Here is a 16,691-nt window from a genome sequence, read left to right on the forward strand (position 1 = left end):
AGCCTCGGCTTCCGCTATCCTTCGGCCCATCGAGTGCCAAGGGTCCAAGGGGACGTTTCCGTGCATATTCACCTGCTGCTGGTCGAGGACAACCTCGACCTGGCCAATACCGTCATCGAGTACCTGGAAATCGGCGGCATCGTCTGCGACCACGCCAGCAACGGCCAGACCGGCCTTAACCTGGCCCTGAGCCAGCATTACGACGTGATCCTCCTGGACATCATGCTGCCGCGGCTGGACGGCCAGCAGCTGTGCGAACAACTGCGCCAGAACGGCAGCCAGACCCCCATCCTCATGCTCACCTCGCTGGATGCCCTGTCGGACAAGCTCGCCAGCTTTGCCGCCGGTGCCGACGATTATCTGGTCAAGCCCTTCGAACTGGCCGAGCTGGTGGCCAGGATACGTGCCCTGAGCCTGCGCCGCAGCGGCCAGGCCAGCCGCCTGCAGGTGGCTGACCTGGTAATGGAGCTGACCACCCGCAAGGTCAGCCGCGCCGGCCAGGAACTGCACCTGTCGCCGATCTGCTGGACCCTGCTGGAATGCCTGATGCGCGCCAGCCCCGAGCCTGTTACCCGGGAACGCCTGGAGGCGACGATCTGGGGCGACGAGCCGCCCGACAGCAACACCCTCAAGGTGCATATGCACCGCCTGCGCAAGACTGTGGACAAGTCCTTCGACCAGCCCCTGATCCACACCCTTCCCGGTATTGGCATACAGCTGAGGTCACATGCGTAACGGCCTGAGTTTGAAATGGGTGATCAGCGGCAGCTTCCTGCTACTGATCGCCGTGGTACTGCTGATCTACAGTCTGCTGCTGCCGGAATACAGCGTCCGCGGCCTGCTCTACACCGCCAGCGCGATGATGGAGGAAGAAGCCCAGTACTTCGCCAGGCACTACAACAAGGACCCCACGACCCCGCCGCCGCACAACTATTTCTATACCAGCGTCATCGGCAAGGAGGCGCTGCCCGAGAAGGTCCGCCAGTTGCTGGACACGCCCCCGAGCCTGTCCTTCGGTGCAGTCCAGGTCTTTGGCGACCTGGATTCCGATGACGACGATGAAGGCCGGGCGATCCTTGCCCAGCCCCTGGCGGACGGCAAGACCCTGTACATGTACGACGTCGACCATGACCAGGAAGAAGGCGGCGAAGTCGAGACGCCACTGTCCGACGCCTACCTGGACCGTGAACTGCATGGGGTGATTTTCATCAGCCTGGCGGTGTTCATACCGGCACTGATCATCATTGCCCTGCTGGTCTGGTGGCTGGTGCGGCCCCTGGGCCGCCTGTCCCAGTGGTCCAGTACCCTCAAGGACCCCGACACGGTTGCCGGCGAACGGCCCAATTTCAGCTTCAAGGAATTCAATATGCTGGCCGACGCCCTGGCCCAGAGCATCCAACAGGTCCAGGCTGCCAGCCTGCGTGAAGGCCGGCTGCTGCGCTACACCAGCCATGAGCTGCGTACCCCGCTGGCAGTGCTCAAGGCCAATATCGAGCTGCTGACCCTGCAATCCGGCGGCGCCCTGCCGCCGCCCCTGCAACGTATCGAACGCTCGGTGCTGAACATGCAGCGCATCGCCGAGACCTTGCTGTGGATGAGCCGCGAGCTGCCCGAAGCCCTGCCCGAGGAACCCATCGACATGAGCGGGCTGGTCAACGAGCTGATCCAGGAGCAGCGCTACCTGATCGGGACACGGGATATCGAACTGACCCTGGACATCAGCACCACGCCCTGCCGCCTGCCCCTGACCGCCTGCCGAATCGTGGTCGGCAATTTCCTGCGCAACGCCCTGCAATATGCCGATGACGGCACCATCGAGATCCACTTCGACTACCCGCGCCTGCGCATTCTCAACCGCATCCGCGAAGCCAAGCAGATCGAGCCTTCCAGCGACTACGGCTACGGCCTGGGCCTGGAACTGATGCGCCAGTTGTGTGCCCGCCTGGGCTGGCGCATCGACGTGCTGGTGGAGGAGCAACGCTTCAGCGTCACCCTGGACTTCGACGCCACCCCGACCGGGGAAGCCCCGCCCGCCGACCCCGGCGAGGAGAGTGCCTGAAACCAAGCGAGGAAAAATGTGCTCGCAAGCGATGAAAAAACTGCCTTGGTCATGCCCTCCCCCCCGGCACTTGTGAGTATTGTTGCGGGACAAAAAAACACGCCGGGGGGGCCTTGCCGGTGCGTAACTTGCTTGCACCAAGCGCACCGCATGCGCGGTGATGCATGCAAGTCCCGGGTCACCCTGACCCGGCCGCCCTTCCCCCGTGCCCGGGCAAAGAACGAGGTTCGCTGTGGCTGCCTACAATCTGCGTCAACTGAAGTACTTCATCACCACCGTCGAGTGCGGCAGCGTCGCCGAGGCATCACGCAAGCTGTACATTGCCCAGCCGTCGATCTCCACCGCCATCAAGGGCCTGGAGGACAGCTTCGGCGTGCAATTGCTGATTCGTCACCATGCCCTCGGCGTCTCCCTGACCCCCAGCGGGGCACGTTTCTACCGCAAGGCCCAGGAGCTGCTGCGCATGGCCAAGGAGTTCGAGCAGAACGCCCTGGCAGACAACGACGTGGTCGCCGGACAGATCGACATCGGCTGCTTCGAAACCGTGGCACCGCTGTACCTGCCACAGCTGATCGCCGGCTTCAGCGCGCTTTATCCCGGGGTGGAAATCCGCATCCGTGATGGCGAACAGCAGGAACTGGTACAGGGCCTGACCGGTGGCGCGTTCGATCTGGCGATCCTCTATGAGCATGACCTGGACGGCACCATCGAAACCGAGCCACTGATGCCGCCGCAACGGCCTTACGCCTTGCTGCCGGCCGGCCATCGCTACGCCAAGCAGCCCCAGGTATCGCTGCGCGACCTGTGCCTGGAGCCGATGATCCTGCTGGACGTGCAACCGAGCCGCACCTATTTCGTCAGCCTGTTCGAAGAACTGGGGCTGACACCGCAGATTGCCTTCAGCTCACCGTCCATCGAGATGGTGCGCGGGATGGTCGGCCAGGGCTTTGGTTTCTCGATCCTGGTCACCCGCCCCCACTCGCCTTTTTCCTACGATGGCAAGCCGGTGGTGTGTGTCGACATTGTCGAGGACGTCACAGGTTCAGGCCTGGTGGCCGCCTGGCTCAAACGTGGCCAATTGACCAAGCCGGCACGGTTGTTCGCCGACTACTGCAAAGAGCACCTGGCCCGCTAGCCCCGGCAGCCAGTGGCGCAGCGCCTACCCCAGCAACCCCAGCTCCTGGGCCCGGGCCACCGCCTGGGTCCGGCGCTCTACCCCCAGCTTGCTGTTGATATGGCTGGCATGGGTCTTCACCGTGTGCAGCGAGATGAACAGGCGCTCGCTGATTTCCTGGTTGGAGCAGCCCTGGGCGATCAGCTGCAACACTGAAAGCTCCCGGGAGCTCAAGGACTCGTTATGGGCCACGATCTCCTGAGGCTCACGCGGCGTTGCCGGCAACCGCTCCAGCAATGCCTGGGTCAGGGCTGTCGATACGCCCTGCTGCAACTGCTCACGCATCCAGCCGGGATGGCCATGGAGCAATGCCATGAACGGCTGCACCGCGCCTCCAACCCCGGCCTCCAGAGCCTGGGCCAGGTCCTGGCGGGCCTGCGGACCGCGACCGGCCGCCAGCAAGAGTGCGGCTTTCTGGGTCAGGGCCATCACGCTCAGCAACTGCCGGCCGCTTTGCTGGCCATGCTCGACCAACCGATTCAAGCGCTGCTCCGCCCGGTCCAGATCGCCCTTGATGCTTTCAAGCTGGGCTTGCTGCAATTCGATGTGCAACGGCAGTTGCGGGTGGAACTCCGGTGGCGCCGCCGCCTGTTCGCCGGTGTAGGTCTGGCCCAGGCGGGCCAGCCAGGCTTCGGCCAGATCGGTACGCCCCTGGGCCAGCCACAGCTCGCATTTCACCAGGGTGATCATTGCCAGGTAATAGATCGGTGGTACGTCCCAGATGTGCATCAAGCGCTCGGCTTCCGCCAGCTCGGCGAAGGCTCGGGAGAACTCGCCACCCAGGCCTTCCTGCTTGGCGATCACGCAGTGACCGATCAGCACGCTGATATCGCGACAGGCCCGGGCCTCCACCAGGCCGGCCTGCAAGCGCAACAGGCCGGCCTCGGGCTGGGCACGCAGGGTCAGCAGATAACCGTCATACAGGGTCAACCGGGCCCGCACCGCATACAACCGTTGGGCCGACAGGCCCTGCAAGCGCCGCAGCCCCTGGTGTACCTCCTCCTGCGCCCGCAGCACTTCGCCGCGGGCCTGCAGGACCCGGGCACGGTCATAGTGGGCCAGGGCTTCGAACAACGGATTGCCGACCCGTTGCGCCAGCTCCAGGGATTCGCGATTGAGGCTGCGGGCCCGCCACAGATCGGCATCGGTAATGGCCAGGTTGGACAAGGTCGACAGGCACATCAGGCGCTGCCCATAACGTTTGGGCGGCAGGCTTTCCAGGGCCTCGCTGCAATAGGCCAGGGTGTTTTCCCGCTGGCCGCGGCCACGGGCGATGATTCCGCTCAGGGCCAGCCATTGCGCCAACATCGACTTCTGCGCCGTGGCCGAAGGGGCCGGCAGGAAACGACTCAGGTGATTGGCCAGTTCCTCCGCCGCATCCAGCTGGCAGGCCAGGCCCAGGGCCCAGCTGTAGAGCACGATCAGCCGCGGCGTGCTGATCAGCAGGCTGTCGGGCAGGTCCATCTTCCAGCGCAGCAGCATGCCGACGTTCTGTTCCGCCAGCAGTTGCTCTTCGGACAGGTTCTGCACCAGGTTGGCCGCCACGTCCAGGTGCCCGGCGCGCAGCGCTTGCTCCACCGCCTCGTCGAGCAGCCCCTGGGCGTTGAACCAGCGGCAGGCGCGCAGGTGCAGGCTGGCCGCTGGCACCAGGGCATTGGCCGTGGGCCGGGTGCGCAGCAGGTCGGAAAACAGGTGGTGATAACGATACCAATGGCCGTGTTCATCCAGGGGCACCAGGAATACCTGGTGGGCCTGGAGGAAACCCAGGATCTCGGCGCTGTCATGGGCTTCGCGCAGGGCATCGCACAGCTCGGCGCAAAACCGCTCCTGGGGCGCCGTGTCATACAGGAATGACTGCACTTCGGCGGGCAGGCAGTCGATGACCTCTTCCAGCAGGTAGTCGCGGATCAGCCCTTCCCCGCCATGCAGGCCCTGGGGTAGCGCGCCCCCGGCTCCCGCCTCGGACGCCGCCAGCAGCCAGAAACGCAGCCCGGCCACCCAGCCTTCGCTGCGCTGAATCAGGTTTTCCAGGGCTTCGCCGCGCAGTGAACTGCTGTGCCGGTCGAGCAGGCTCAGGGATTCGTCGTGGGTCAGGCGCAAATCCTGCTCGTGCAGCTCCAGCAGTTGCCGGGACAACCGCAGCCGCGCCAGGTGCCAGTCCGGGCGTTGGCGGCTGGTGACCAGCACCAGCAAGCCATCGGGCAGGTGATTGAGAAAAAACTGCAGGCAACGATCGAGGACCGGCCCCTGGGCCAGGTGATAGTCGTCCAGCACCAGCAATAACGGACTGGCACCGGTCAATTGCACCGCCAGCTCATCCAGCAGGCCGTCCAGCCACTCTTCAAAGGCGAAGGGCTGGTGACGCTGACGCATTTTCAACAGGCCCAGGGACTGCCGTCCCAATTGGGGAAAGTACTGCTGCAGACCGGCCAACAGACGCTCGAGGAAGCGCCCGGGATCACTGTCCCGGCGGCTCAACCCCAGCCACAGGCTCTGCCAGTTATCCGGCAGGCCCTGGCAAAACTCCACGGCCAGCGAACTCTTGCCAAACCCGGCAGGCGCACAGACCAGCAGCAATCGCCCCTTCAACCCGGCGCCCAGACGCTCGCAAAGACGCGGCCGCTGCACGTATCCATCGGGCAGGGGGGGTCGATAAAAACGCCCCTCCAGAGCGGGGATCACCGCGCTGGCAGGCCGTTGCAGGGGGGACAGGTCAGTCATGGCCAACTCTTATTGATGTACGGTTGTCGGCGTAGCAGATGTCCGCAGACTAGCGGTAAAAGGCCACCTGTTGAAGATTTTTGCGACCATTCGGGCGAAAAAGACTATGAGCAAATTGGTCAGATAACTCTGAATGATTGAAAGATATTTCGTTTATTTATTGATTAAGTGGCTAATTAGCTTCGAGAAAGCCGTCTGTACCCGGATGGATTCCAAGGCCGGGCCTCAGGCAAAAAAAAGCCCCGAACCAGGTCGGGGCTTTTTCCGAGGATGCGGCCTCTATTGGCAGCGGCTATTTGCAGCGGCTCAGCGAACCCCATCCTGACGCAGGGCGGCTGGGGTGAAATCGCTGGTGGTGGCGGTGAAACCGAAGTCGTAGGCCTGTTTCTCTTCGTTCTTCATGCCCAGGGCCAGGTAGCGGCCGGACTGCAGGTCGTAGAGGGTTTCCAGGGCATACCACGGCACTTGCTTGTCGTAGTAGTTCTCGGCATGAGCCTCGGCCACGCGCCACAGCTGGCCACGACCGTCGTAGTGGTCGATCACCGCGGCCTGCCAGGTGTCTTCGTCGATGTAGAAGTCACGCTTGGCGTAGATGTGGCGCTGGCCTTCCTTCAAGGTTGCCACCACATGCCAGACCCGGCGCAGCTCATAGCGAGCCAGGTCCTGGTTGATATGGCCGGCCTTGATGATGTCGGCGTACTTCAGGGTCGGCGAGTCGAGCTTGTAGCTGTCGGAAGCGATGTACATCTCCTTCTTGCCTTCCAGCTTCCAGTCGTAGCGATCCGGCGCACCGTTGTACATGTCCAGGTTGTCGGAAGTGCGCAGGCCGTCGGCAGCGGTACCCGGGCCGTCATAGGACACTTGCGGTGCACGACGCACACGCCGCTGGCCAGCGTTGTAGACCCAGGCCGAACGCGGTTCCTTCACCTGGTCGAGGGTTTCGTGAACCAGCAGCACACCACCGGCCAGACGCGCCGGGGCGGTCACTTTCTGCTTGAAGTAGAACAGGATGTTGCCCGGGTTTTTCGGGTCGTAGTCCTTCATCTTGTCGCGGAACACGAACTGGTCCTGGAAGTACACCAGGCTGTAGGAACCGTTGGCCTGTGGCGTGGCCTGGGTCACCAGACGGGTCACGCTGCCACCGCGATAGCGGGTGATGTGGTTCCAGATGACTTCCACGCCACTTTTCGGGATCGGGAACGGAATCGCGGTTTCGAAGTTCTCCAGGCCGTTGCCGCCGGACACCAGGTTGGTGCTGGTGGCGTTGCGCTTGATCGCGGCGAACACGTCAGCCGGCACGGTGGCCCCGCGATGGGACGGGTAGACCGGCATCTTGAAGGTTTCCGGGTAGCGCTTGAACATCGCGTACTGCCCCGGCGCCAGCTTGTCCTTGTACTGCTCGACGTTCTGCGCGGTGATGGTGAACAGCGGCTGTTCGCTGCCGTAGGGGTTGGACAGGAAACCCTTGCTGTCCACGGTACCAGCATTGGTCGCCAGTGGCTTCCAGGCCGGAATGGTGCCGGCGGCATTGCCGGCCATTTCCGCGCCCATCGGCGTCAGGCTGGTACCCAGCTTGGCGGCTTCATCGGCCGAGACCGCGGCCATGACCCCGGTGGCCAGCAGTGACAGTCCCAGCACACCGACGTGCAACAGACTCTTGGTGATGTTCATAGTGTTGTTCTTCCTGAAAATGCAGTGTGCTTAGAAGTTCACGCCAACGCTCAAGGCGAGGAAGTCCCGGTCATCCACGGTGCTGTAGTCGCCACCGAAGAAGTTGGTGTAGGCCAGGCTCGCGGTGTAGGTGTTCTGGTACTCGGCATCCAGCCCCAGGCTGATGGCCTTGCGGCCTTCTTCGAAGTTGCCGCCAGGACCTGGCGAGTAACCCTTGACGTCATGAGACCAAGCCACGTTCGGCTTGAGGTTCACGCCGGCGAACACGTCCGGGTATTCCCAGATGGCACGGCCGCGGTAGCCCCAGGAGGTGGCGGTGGTGAAGCCATCGTTGTTGCAGTTGGCGCTCAGATTGCTGGCGTCTGCACCAGGACCTGCACCGGCAATGGTGGTGGAGTTAAGCGCGCGGCAGGTGTTCTGCCCGCCGGTGGCTGGCAAGGCGCCAGGACCAAACACCGGATCACGTCCATAGCGGACATCCGACTTGCTCTCAAGGCCTCCGACGTGGGTAACCCCCACCTCACCCACCAGCGTCAGACGGCTGGCGCCCATGACTTGATCGAAGAAGTGCGTGAAGGTGGTCTGGAACTGAGTGACTTCTTTGCGGCGATAGCCGTGAAGGTCCTGCCCCGCTACACCTTCAAGCAACGAGGCGTTGGCAAATGCCCCCTTCAGAGGTCGAACGGCGGAATAGAGAATATCGGTAGAGTTGAGTTGTACAGGCGCATTCGGCCGGTAGCTGATTTCACCGCTCCAGGCCGTCCCCGTAGGCAGGGTGGTGGAGAAACTCAAGCCATACAGGCGAATGTCTTCTGGATACTCAACGAAGTACTTCGAATTACCGGCGATCCATACCGGCGCCAAAGTGCCGAAGCCAGGAGCAATGGCGTAAGCCGACTGTGGAGCTGCCGTGGCACTGAAAATCGGCGCTCGGCTGTGATAGTTCATGAAGTAGGCGCCGAACTCGGTGTCCAGCGGCTCGAAGTTGTAGTGGAACGCCGCACCGAACTGGCCGCTGTCACGGGCATCGCGGTCGCCGCTGCGGCGTACCAGGGTGCCCTCTTCGTTGGTATCGACGCCACGGGCCTGCATCGCCGCCAGCGCAGCTCGCCCCGGCGCCGTGGCGGCGATGGTCGAGCGCTTGGCCAGCAAGCGCAGGTTGTCATCGCAGCCGTCGGAAATGTTGTCCGGCTGGGAGAAGAAGGTGCCGCAGTTATCGGTAACGGTCTGGTCCCACTCCAACTGGTAGAACGCTTCGGCCGACAGGTTCTCGGTCAGGTTCTGGGAGATGTAGAACATGTTGACCGGAATCAGACCTTCCTTGACCTCGGCACCGGGACGGCGGAACGCCGACACGTCGATCGGGTTGATCGAGTTGATACCGCCACCAATGAAGGTACTTTCGCCCCAGCTCACCACCTGCTTACCGAAACGCACGGAGCCCGGCTCATCGGCAATGGAATAGTTGTGATAGATGAAGGCATCGAGAATCTGCCCGCCGGAAGACTTGGCGCCCTCTTTACGGTTGTCGTTGCTGACGTTCTTGAAGTCCAGGTCTTCGTCCTGGAGCTTGAAGTCATACCAGTACTTGCCACGGACAAACACACCGGTATCGCCGTACTTCAATTCCAGGTCATGGATACCCTTGAAGATCTTCGAGAAGGTCTGGCCCTTGTTGAAGTTCAAGTGGCCGTCATCGGTGGTCTGGGACAGGCCCTTGCCGCCGTTGTTGACCCCGATCAGGTCCTTGTTGCGCCCGGCGGTCGACCAGCTGGCCCCCACCGACAGGGACGAATCGAAGCTGCCTTCGATTTCACCGATATTGAAGCTGACGCCGAATGCCGGCCCGGCGAGCGTGGAGGCGAGACCGACGGCCAGGGGCAGTTTCGCCCGGCGCCAGAACTGGTTTGCTGATGTCATCGACGCTACTCCATGTGCATTATTGTTATGGCAGTACGCTCTTCTGAAAACGCTTCGAATACCGGTTGAATGAACACTTGTCCCGGCTCCGAAGTTGCGTGGCGCGAGCACCCCGCAATGCTCCGTTGTTCAGAAAAATCCGTGAACGGACTATATCCAGCAGGGATTACTGCTTGATCCCTCTAAAGTGTGATTTGCAGCCACCCACCGCACTGGAACAGCCCTTTGCCATAACCTCTGAAAAACGGCGCGGCAAGAATGACTGAAAAATCCGTGAGCACAAGGCAAAGGCTTGCCGGGTGGGCATGCCGTGCCCGAGCGGGCACGGCCGGGGAGGCTCAGAGCGTGGAGAGGAAGGTGCTGTTGCTGGCTTGCCACTCGCTGATGTCGACGCGGATGCGCTTCTTGTCGAGCTTGCCAACGCTGGTCTTGGGAATTTCAGTAACAAGGGCGATCTGACTGGGAATCGCCCACTTGCTCAGGTGACCCAGCTCGACGAAGGGCTTGAGGTGCTCCTTGAGCTCGCGGGCGCCAATCTCATGGCCCTCACGGATGACCAGCAGGGCGAATGGGCGTTCGCCCCACTGCGGATCGGCGATGCCCACCACTGCTACTTCACGTACCGCCGCGTGGCGGCTGATGAGGTCCTCCAGATCCAGGGAGGAGATCCACTCGCCACCAGTCTTGATCACGTCCTTGATCCGGTCGCGGATGTCGATCACCCCCATGCTGTCCAGGGTTGCCACGTCACCGGTATGCAGCCAGCCGCCTTCCCAGAGCTCGGCGCCTTTTTGCGGCTCGTTGAAATAACCTTCGCTCAGCCAGGGCGCCCGCAGCACCAGCTCGCCCTGGGCCTCGCCGTCCGCCGGGAGGAAGTTGCCTTCGGCATCGATGATCGCCGCCTCCACCAGCGGCCCCGGCACCCCGGCCTTGATGCGGTAGGTGGTGCGCTCGTCCTCGCTGCCCGCCATCAGTTCATCGTTCAGGTGCGCACAGGACACCAGCGGTCCGGTTTCCGACATGCCGTAGGCAGCCGTCAGCTGGATGCCCTTGGCCTTGGCCGCCTCGTACAGCGCGCGATTCAGCGCACTGCCGCCGATGACGATCTTCCAGCCGCCGAAATCCGTACCCTGGGCCGCCTTGGCATTGAGCACCATCTGCAGGATGGTCGGCACGCAGTGAGAGAAGGTGACCTTCTCCCGGCGCCACAGCTCCACCAGGTACTCCGGGTCGTAGCGCCCGGGATAGACCTGCTTGAGCCCGAGCATGGTAGCCACGTAGGGCAGGCCCCAGGCATGCACGTGGAACATCGGGGTAATGGGCATGTACACATCGTTGGTGCCCAGCAGGCGCACGCTGTCGATGGCCCCCATGATGGTGGACACCCCCAGGGTGTGCAGCACCAGCTGGCGGTGGGTGAAGTACACGCCCTTGGGGTTGCCGGTGGTGCCGGTGGTGTAGAAGGTGGTGGCCACCGAGTTCTCGTCGAAATCTTCGAACGCGTACTGGGGGCTGGCGGCGGCGAGCAAGGTCTCGTACTCGCCCACCAGGTTCGGCAGCTCGGCAGTTTTCTCCGGGGCATCGGTGAGCAGCAGGGTTTTCTCCACCGTGGTCAGGTGCCCGGCAATCGCCTGGTACAGGCCGACGAACTCGCTGTTGACCAGCACGAAGCGGTCCTCGGCATGGTTCATGGTGTAGAGAATCTGCTCCGGCGACAAACGCACGTTGATGGTGTGGATCACCGCACCGATCATCGGGATGGCAAACATGCACTCCAGGTAGCGATGGCTGTCCCAGTCCATGACCGCCACGGTGTCCCCCGCCTTGACCCCGGCCGCGGTCAACACATTGGCCAGGCGCGCCACCCGCTCGATCAGGGTCGGATAGGTGTAGCGCAACCGGTCACGGTAGATGATCTCGCGGGTTTTTTCGTAGCGGGTGCCGGACATCAGCAAGCGCTTGATCAGAAGTGGGTATTGGTAGGCGCCTTCGGCGGGAGGAATAACGCGAGTCTGCAACATAAGAATCCCTTTTCTGACGGCTCGGTCGTGACTGGAGGATAACCACTCTAGAGCTCCTGCGCGCCCGCTAAATCAGCCAAAGGAATGATTTGCAGGGCCGTACAAATACTGGCTTCAGGCCAGTATTTGTACGGCCCTGCACGACCTCAGGCGCTTTGCCCCACTGCCGCTTCCGCGGGGGTGCGGGGAAAGGCCAGCGCCGCGGCAAAGGTCAGCGCCGCGACCCCCGCCAGGACCAGGTACAGGCCGCTCAGGCCCTGACGCGGTTCCACCAGAGCAATCAGCGGAATCGCCGTGGCACTGGCACCGAACGAAAGGCAGTAACGCAAGGCGAAGACTCGCGACTGCCACTGGGGCGCAACGAAGTTCGCGACCATGGCATCGTTCACCGTGACCTGGCCGAACACAACGAACATGAAGGCCGCACCCAGGACGATCACGCCCCAGCCCTGGCTGTCGGCCATCGCCAGCAGCAACGGGGCCTGGAGCAGGGTCAAAATGATGAACGGCCACTTCAGGCTGAAGCGGTGCAATACCCGGCCGATCAACAACTGCGCCACTGCGCCGAAGGCATAGGCCAGGCTGACCACCACCCCCAAGGTCTGCGGCGAGGTGAACAATTCATGCAGGCGCTCCTGGAACAGCTTCGGGTAAGTCATGGTGGTGGCGTTGAAAACCACCCCGCCAGTAGCTGTGGCCAGTGCCAGCACGCCGAACACCAGGAACATGGATATCTGCTGCCCGCCCTTGCCCTTGAGCGGCACATGGGCGCGTGCGGGGGCAGGCTCGTCACGCACCTGCAAGGCAAAGCCGACACCCAGAAGGATGGCCACGCTCCCCGGCAGGATGAAAGCCGAGCGCCAGCCGAACTGCGCCACCAGCAAGCCGGTAATCAAGGCCGAAAAGGCCACGCCGAGGTTGCCCCACATACCGTTGATGCCGATCTCGCGCCCGCGATTCTGCGCATAGGCCACCAGCATCGCGGTGCCGACCGGATGATAGATAGCGGCGAATATTCCCATCAGGGTCAGCCCGATCACCAGCATGCTCGGGCTATTACTGAGCCCGGTGAGGATCGAAGCACCACCAATGCCGAAGAAGAACAGCAGCATCATCTGCCGCCGACTCCAGTGATCCCCCAGCCAACCGGCCGGTAGCGAACAGGCGCCAAAGGCGATGAATCCGCCCAGGGACAGACCGATCAGCCCGGCATAGTCCAGGCCAAAGGCCTGGGTCATGCCCAGCACGGCAGCGGGAAAGATCAGCATGAACATGTGATCGATGACATGGGCGGCGTTGACGTAGCGGATGACGTTTCGGGCTTGATTCATGGCGACACACCGGGGGTTGGTTGTTGTGCCGCCTATGCTAATTTGGCAATCCACCGCATTTCTGACAACAAAGTCATTGGACCGGACATGTTAATCGACCATTTCCACCATGGGCCGGTCAGCGCCTATCCCCGGGACTACCCCGACGCCGCGCATCAACCATTGCACCGCCATCGCGAGGCGCAGTTTCTCTACGCCGCCTGCGGCACCATGCGCCTGGTCACCGCCCAGGGCGCCTGGGTGATCCCACCGAGCCGGGCGGTGTGGATCCCGCCACTGGTGGAGCATGAAATCTTCATGGTTGGCGAGGTGCGCATGCGCTCTCTGTTCATCGACCCGGAGCTGTCTGCGCCCGCATTGCGCCAATGCTGCGTCCTGGCGGTCACACCGTTGCTGCGGGAGTTGATCCTGCGTGCCGTGCAAGGTCCGGAACAAGCGGAAACCCCCTTGATCCAGCAATTGATGCTGGAAGAAATCGCCGCCCTGGAAAACCTTCCGCTGCACATTCCCATGCCCCAGGACCGGCGCTTGCAAGCCATCTGCCGGACCTTGATACAGACCCCGGATCACCCCCACACCCTGGAAGACTGGGCGCAGCAGGTCGGCGCCAGTTCACGAACCCTGGCGCGGCTGTTCCAGCAGCAGGTGCAGATGAATTTCAATGCCTGGCGCCAACAGGTGCGCCTGATGGAAGCCCTGCCACGCCTGCTCGCCGGGGAAAGCGTGCACAGCGTGGCCGACTCGCTGGGATACGGCAGCGCCCGGGCCTTCAGCGCGATGTTCTGCCGTTTGCTCGGGGATACGCCACGGCATTACGTGGCGGCCCTGAATCAGCTCAGCGCAATCAATGCATCTCGGTGAAGGCCAGCTTCACGCCGATGGCGATCAGCACTGCGCCCATGGTGCGGTCGAACCAGTGGCCCATGCGGGCAAAGCCGGCACGAACCCGCTGCTGGCTGAAGAGCATGGCCACCAGGCAGAACCACACAGCGGTGGCCACCGCCAGATACACGCCATACCCGGCCTGGATCGCCAGCGGCGTATGCGGGTTGATCACCACGGTGAACAGCGAGAGAAAGAACAGCGTCGCCTTGGGGTTCAGGCCATTGGTGACAAAACCTGAAGTGAAGGCCCCACGAGCGGTGCGCACCCCGGCTTCCTGGTGCAGGTCATCGGCCGCCGGTTTGGCCGGCTGGGCACGCAGGGCCTTGTAGCCGATGTACAGCAGGTAGGCCGCAGCCAGCCACTTCAGTGCGTTGAACAGAACGATGGACTGGGAAACGATCAGGCCGATCCCCAGCAGCGAGTACCCCACGTGCAGGAAGATTGCGCAGCCCACACCCAGCGCGGTCCAGGTGCCGGCTCGGCGGCCGTGGGTCACGCTTTCACGCACCACCACGGCGAAGTCCGGGCCGGGGCTGGCCACTGCCAGAAGATGGATGAGGGCAACGGTCAAGAACTCGGTGAAGTACATGCAGGCTCCTGTGTATGTCTAATTATTTCATCTGTTAGGCTCGGCAGATTACGCCTTAGAACCCTCGTGCAAAAGGTACAGTTCATGACTAACAATCGCCGCGCCGTCTTCCTCGATCACAGCTCACTGGACCTCGGTGACCTGGACCTGGGTGCGCTGCATGACAGCTTCAGCCCTCTGCAAGTACATGCCCACACAGCGCCGGAACAGGTCGCCGAACGCCTGCAGGGCGCCCAGGTGGCCATCAGCAACAAGGTGGCACTGACAGCCGAAACCCTGGCCGCCTGCCCCGACCTGCAACTGATCCTGGTGGCGGCCACCGGCACCAACAATGTCGACCTGGCCGCAGCCCGCAAGCAGGGGATCACCGTCAGCAACTGCCAAGGCTACGGCACTCCCTCGGTGGCCCAGCACACCCTGATGCTGCTGCTCAACCTGGCCACCCGGGTCGCCGATTACCAACAGGCCGTGGCTGCCGGGCGCTGGCAACAGGCCAGTCAGTTCTGCCTGCTGGACTACCCGATCATCGAACTGGCGGGCAAGACCCTGGGCCTGCTGGGCAATGGTGAGCTGGGCAGCGCGGTGGCCCGCCTGGCCGAAGCCTTTGGCATGCGTGTGCTGCTGGGGCAGATTCCAGGCCGCCCGGCCCGCCCGGACCGCCTGCCACTGGAGGAACTGCTGCCGCAAGTGGACGCCCTGACCCTGCACTGCCCCCTCAACGAGCACACCCGCCACTTTATCGGTGCCCGGGAACTGGCCCTGCTCAAGCCCGGAGCCCTGGTGGTCAACACCGCCCGCGGCGGGCTGATCGATGAACAGGCCCTGGCCGATGCATTGCGCAATGGTCACCTGGGTGGTGCGGCCACCGATGTGCTCAGCGTCGAACCCCCGGTGGCTGGCAACCCCCTGCTGGCCGGCGACATTCCGCGCCTGATCGTCACTCCACACAACGCCTGGGGCAGCCGCGAGGCCCGCCAGCGAATCGTCGGTCAATTGACGCAAAACGCCCACGCCTTCTTTAGCGGCGCCCCGCTGCGGGTCGTGAGTTGATAAACTTCGCCACTTTTTTCGGGGGCGGATCATGGACACACGCAGTGAAGTACTGTTGCGGCAGGCTGAATTGTTTCAAGGCTCACTGCTGCTGGCCGGCCTGGCCGCCGACGATCTGCTGGGCCGCCTGCCCGATGCCCGGGGCTGGAGCTGGCACGCCGGCGACCAGGCAGCCCTGGAGGCGCGCTTTCCCGGCCGCAGTCACTTTGGCGTAGACGCACCGGCCCAATCCTTCGACAGCGCCGTGCTGTTCCTGCCCAAATCCAAGGACCTCACCGACTACCTGCTCAACGCCCTGGCCTCGCGCCTGGCCGGGCGCGAACTGTACCTGGTGGGCGAGAAGCGCAGCGGCGTGGAGAGCGCGGCCAAGCAACTCAACCCCTTCGGCAAGCCGCGCAAGCTCGATAGCGCCCGGCACTGCCAGCTGTGGCAGGTCACGGTGGCCAATGCTCCCGAACCGCTAACCCTGCAAAGCCTGGCCCAAGAGTACGAATTGCCGCTGGCCGAAGGTCCGCTGAAAGTCATCAGCCTGCCGGGGGTGTTCAGCCATGGCCGGCTGGATCGCGGCACCGCGCTGCTGCTGGAGCACCTGGACCACCTGCCCGCCGGCCACCTGCTGGACTTCGGTTGCGGTGCCGGAGTGCTCGGGGCCACCGTGAAACGCCGCTACCCGGACAATCGCGTGACCCTGCTGGATGTGGACGCCTTCGCCGCCGCCAGCAGCCGCCTGACCCTGGCGGCCAACGGCCTGGAAGCCGAGGTGCTGACCGGCGACGGAATCGACGCCGCGCCCATGGGGCTGAACGGCATCCTGACCAATCCGCCCTTCCACACCGGGGTCCATACCGACTACCAGGCAACGGAAAACCTGCTGCGAAAAGCAGCCAAACATCTGCAAAAAGGTGGAGAACTGCGAGTAGTTGCCAACAGCTTCCTGCGCTACCAGCCGCTGATCGAAGAGCACCTGGGGCCCTGTGCGATCAAGGCCGAAGGCCAGGGCTTTCGCATTTATCGGGCCAAGCGTGGCTGAAATCCTTTTTCGCAAACAAGGCTTGCCGAAAGGGTTTTGCCTAGGCAGAATCCGCTCCGTCCTAGGGGAGTAGTCTCCCACGAGCGCCACGCTCGTCCGGCATGCGTCAACATACTTGGTCAACAGACCATGGCGCATGCGACCCAAGAGTCCGCACAGACGGACCGCAGGGTTTGACAAGACCTATGACACGCACACCTTACCCGGGGCGGGAAGGCTGTACGTGTCATAGCCGTGTCG

12 protein-coding genes and 1 riboswitch are annotated in these 16,691 nt (G+C 63.1%); of the genes, 6 read left to right on the top strand and 6 right to left on the bottom strand.

Annotated elements, in window-relative coordinates; all coding sequences use genetic code 11:
• The first annotated feature begins 60 nt into the window (after positions 1-60).
• The 3 genes from ABCR88_RS27215 (at position 61) to ABCR88_RS27225 (ending at position 3,194) form a co-directional block, all read left to right on the top strand.
• On the top strand, positions 61-735 hold the full coding sequence (locus ABCR88_RS27215) for a response regulator transcription factor (RefSeq protein ID WP_011063358.1): 675 nt from the start codon (positions 61-63) through the stop codon (positions 733-735).
• Positions 728-2,059 (top strand): HAMP domain-containing sensor histidine kinase, encoded by a 1,332-nt coding sequence (locus tag ABCR88_RS27220; RefSeq protein WP_350403696.1) that lies wholly within the window; start codon positions 728-730, stop codon positions 2,057-2,059. Before ABCR88_RS27215 ends, ABCR88_RS27220 begins: the two co-directional genes overlap by 8 nt.
• 232 nt (positions 2,060-2,291) lie before the next feature.
• A complete protein-coding gene (locus ABCR88_RS27225; protein ID WP_011063360.1) occupies positions 2,292-3,194 on the top strand; it encodes a LysR family transcriptional regulator in 903 nt (300 codons plus the stop codon).
• Between the two features lie 24 nt (positions 3,195-3,218).
• Here the strand turns inward: ABCR88_RS27225 and ABCR88_RS27230 are convergent, their stop codons facing one another.
• The 5 genes from ABCR88_RS27230 to ABCR88_RS27250 all read right to left on the bottom strand — a co-directional run bounded on the left by ABCR88_RS27230 (position 3,219) and on the right by ABCR88_RS27250 (position 12,897).
• Complete coding sequence (locus ABCR88_RS27230) at positions 3,219-5,954, bottom strand: LuxR C-terminal-related transcriptional regulator (protein ID WP_232641949.1); 2,736 nt, start codon at positions 5,952-5,954, stop codon at positions 3,219-3,221.
• A 306-nt stretch (positions 5,955-6,260) separates the two neighbouring features.
• The gene (locus ABCR88_RS27235) at positions 6,261-7,625 is read right to left on the bottom strand and encodes a DUF1329 domain-containing protein (RefSeq protein ID WP_041119816.1); all 1,365 of its coding nucleotides are present in this window, start codon (positions 7,623-7,625) and stop codon (positions 6,261-6,263) included.
• Between the two features lie 30 nt (positions 7,626-7,655).
• The gene (locus ABCR88_RS27240; protein ID WP_350403697.1) at positions 7,656-9,545 is read right to left on the bottom strand and encodes a DUF1302 domain-containing protein; all 1,890 of its coding nucleotides are present in this window, start codon (positions 9,543-9,545) and stop codon (positions 7,656-7,658) included.
• Between the two features lie 338 nt (positions 9,546-9,883).
• Positions 9,884-11,566 (bottom strand): fatty acid--CoA ligase, encoded by a 1,683-nt coding sequence (locus ABCR88_RS27245; protein ID WP_232641951.1) that lies wholly within the window; start codon positions 11,564-11,566, stop codon positions 9,884-9,886.
• A gap of 146 nt (positions 11,567-11,712) precedes the next feature.
• A complete protein-coding gene (locus ABCR88_RS27250) occupies positions 11,713-12,897 on the bottom strand; it encodes an MFS transporter (protein ID WP_232641952.1) in 1,185 nt (394 codons plus the stop codon).
• A gap of 87 nt (positions 12,898-12,984) precedes the next feature.
• On the opposite strand from ABCR88_RS27250, the gene ABCR88_RS27255 reads away from it, so the two are divergent.
• Positions 12,985-13,758: a helix-turn-helix transcriptional regulator gene (locus ABCR88_RS27255; protein WP_350403698.1), complete on the top strand. Its 774-nt coding sequence runs from the start codon at positions 12,985-12,987 to the stop codon at positions 13,756-13,758.
• Here the strand turns inward: ABCR88_RS27255 and ABCR88_RS27260 are convergent.
• The gene (locus ABCR88_RS27260; RefSeq protein ID WP_041119821.1) at positions 13,742-14,371 is read right to left on the bottom strand and encodes a LysE family transporter; all 630 of its coding nucleotides are present in this window, start codon (positions 14,369-14,371) and stop codon (positions 13,742-13,744) included. The two genes, ABCR88_RS27255 and ABCR88_RS27260, sit on opposite strands and share 17 nt — an antisense overlap.
• An 84-nt stretch (positions 14,372-14,455) precedes the next feature.
• Between ABCR88_RS27260 and ABCR88_RS27265 the strand changes: the two genes are divergently transcribed.
• Together ABCR88_RS27265 and ABCR88_RS27270 are read left to right on the top strand one after the other, a co-directional pair.
• Positions 14,456-15,421, top strand: coding sequence for a 2-hydroxyacid dehydrogenase (locus tag ABCR88_RS27265; RefSeq protein ID WP_350023204.1), 966 nt, complete (start codon positions 14,456-14,458; stop codon positions 15,419-15,421).
• A gap of 31 nt (positions 15,422-15,452) precedes the next feature.
• Positions 15,453-16,451 carry a class I SAM-dependent methyltransferase gene (locus ABCR88_RS27270; protein ID WP_350403699.1) on the top strand — a complete coding sequence of 333 codons (999 nt, stop codon included), beginning with the start codon at positions 15,453-15,455 and terminating at the stop codon, positions 16,449-16,451.
• 52 nt (positions 16,452-16,503) lie between these two features.
• Positions 16,504-16,625, top strand: a riboswitch (yybP-ykoY riboswitch).
• Positions 16,626-16,691: the final 66 nt, after the last annotated feature.

It is taken from the genome of Pseudomonas sp. W17 (assembly GCF_040268305.1).
Classification (GTDB): Bacteria; Pseudomonadota; Gammaproteobacteria; order Pseudomonadales; family Pseudomonadaceae; genus Aquipseudomonas; species Aquipseudomonas protegens.

Coding starts and splice junctions, on each gene's coding strand:
- ABCR88_RS27250 (WP_232641952.1), bottom strand. CDS start 12,897: ATGAATCAAGCCCGAAACGTCATCCGCTACGTCAACGCCGCCCATGTC.
- ABCR88_RS27265 (WP_350023204.1), top strand. CDS start 14,456: ATGACTAACAATCGCCGCGCCGTCTTCCTCGATCACAGCTCACTGGAC.
- ABCR88_RS27220 (WP_350403696.1), top strand. CDS start 728: ATGCGTAACGGCCTGAGTTTGAAATGGGTGATCAGCGGCAGCTTCCTG.
- ABCR88_RS27270 (WP_350403699.1), top strand. CDS start 15,453: ATGGACACACGCAGTGAAGTACTGTTGCGGCAGGCTGAATTGTTTCAA.
- ABCR88_RS27235 (WP_041119816.1), bottom strand. CDS start 7,625: ATGAACATCACCAAGAGTCTGTTGCACGTCGGTGTGCTGGGACTGTCA.
- ABCR88_RS27245 (WP_232641951.1), bottom strand. CDS start 11,566: ATGTTGCAGACTCGCGTTATTCCTCCCGCCGAAGGCGCCTACCAATAC.
- ABCR88_RS27260 (WP_041119821.1), bottom strand. CDS start 14,371: ATGTACTTCACCGAGTTCTTGACCGTTGCCCTCATCCATCTTCTGGCA.
- ABCR88_RS27255 (WP_350403698.1), top strand. CDS start 12,985: ATGTTAATCGACCATTTCCACCATGGGCCGGTCAGCGCCTATCCCCGG.
- ABCR88_RS27240 (WP_350403697.1), bottom strand. CDS start 9,545: ATGACATCAGCAAACCAGTTCTGGCGCCGGGCGAAACTGCCCCTGGCC.
- ABCR88_RS27230 (WP_232641949.1), bottom strand. CDS start 5,954: ATGACTGACCTGTCCCCCCTGCAACGGCCTGCCAGCGCGGTGATCCCC.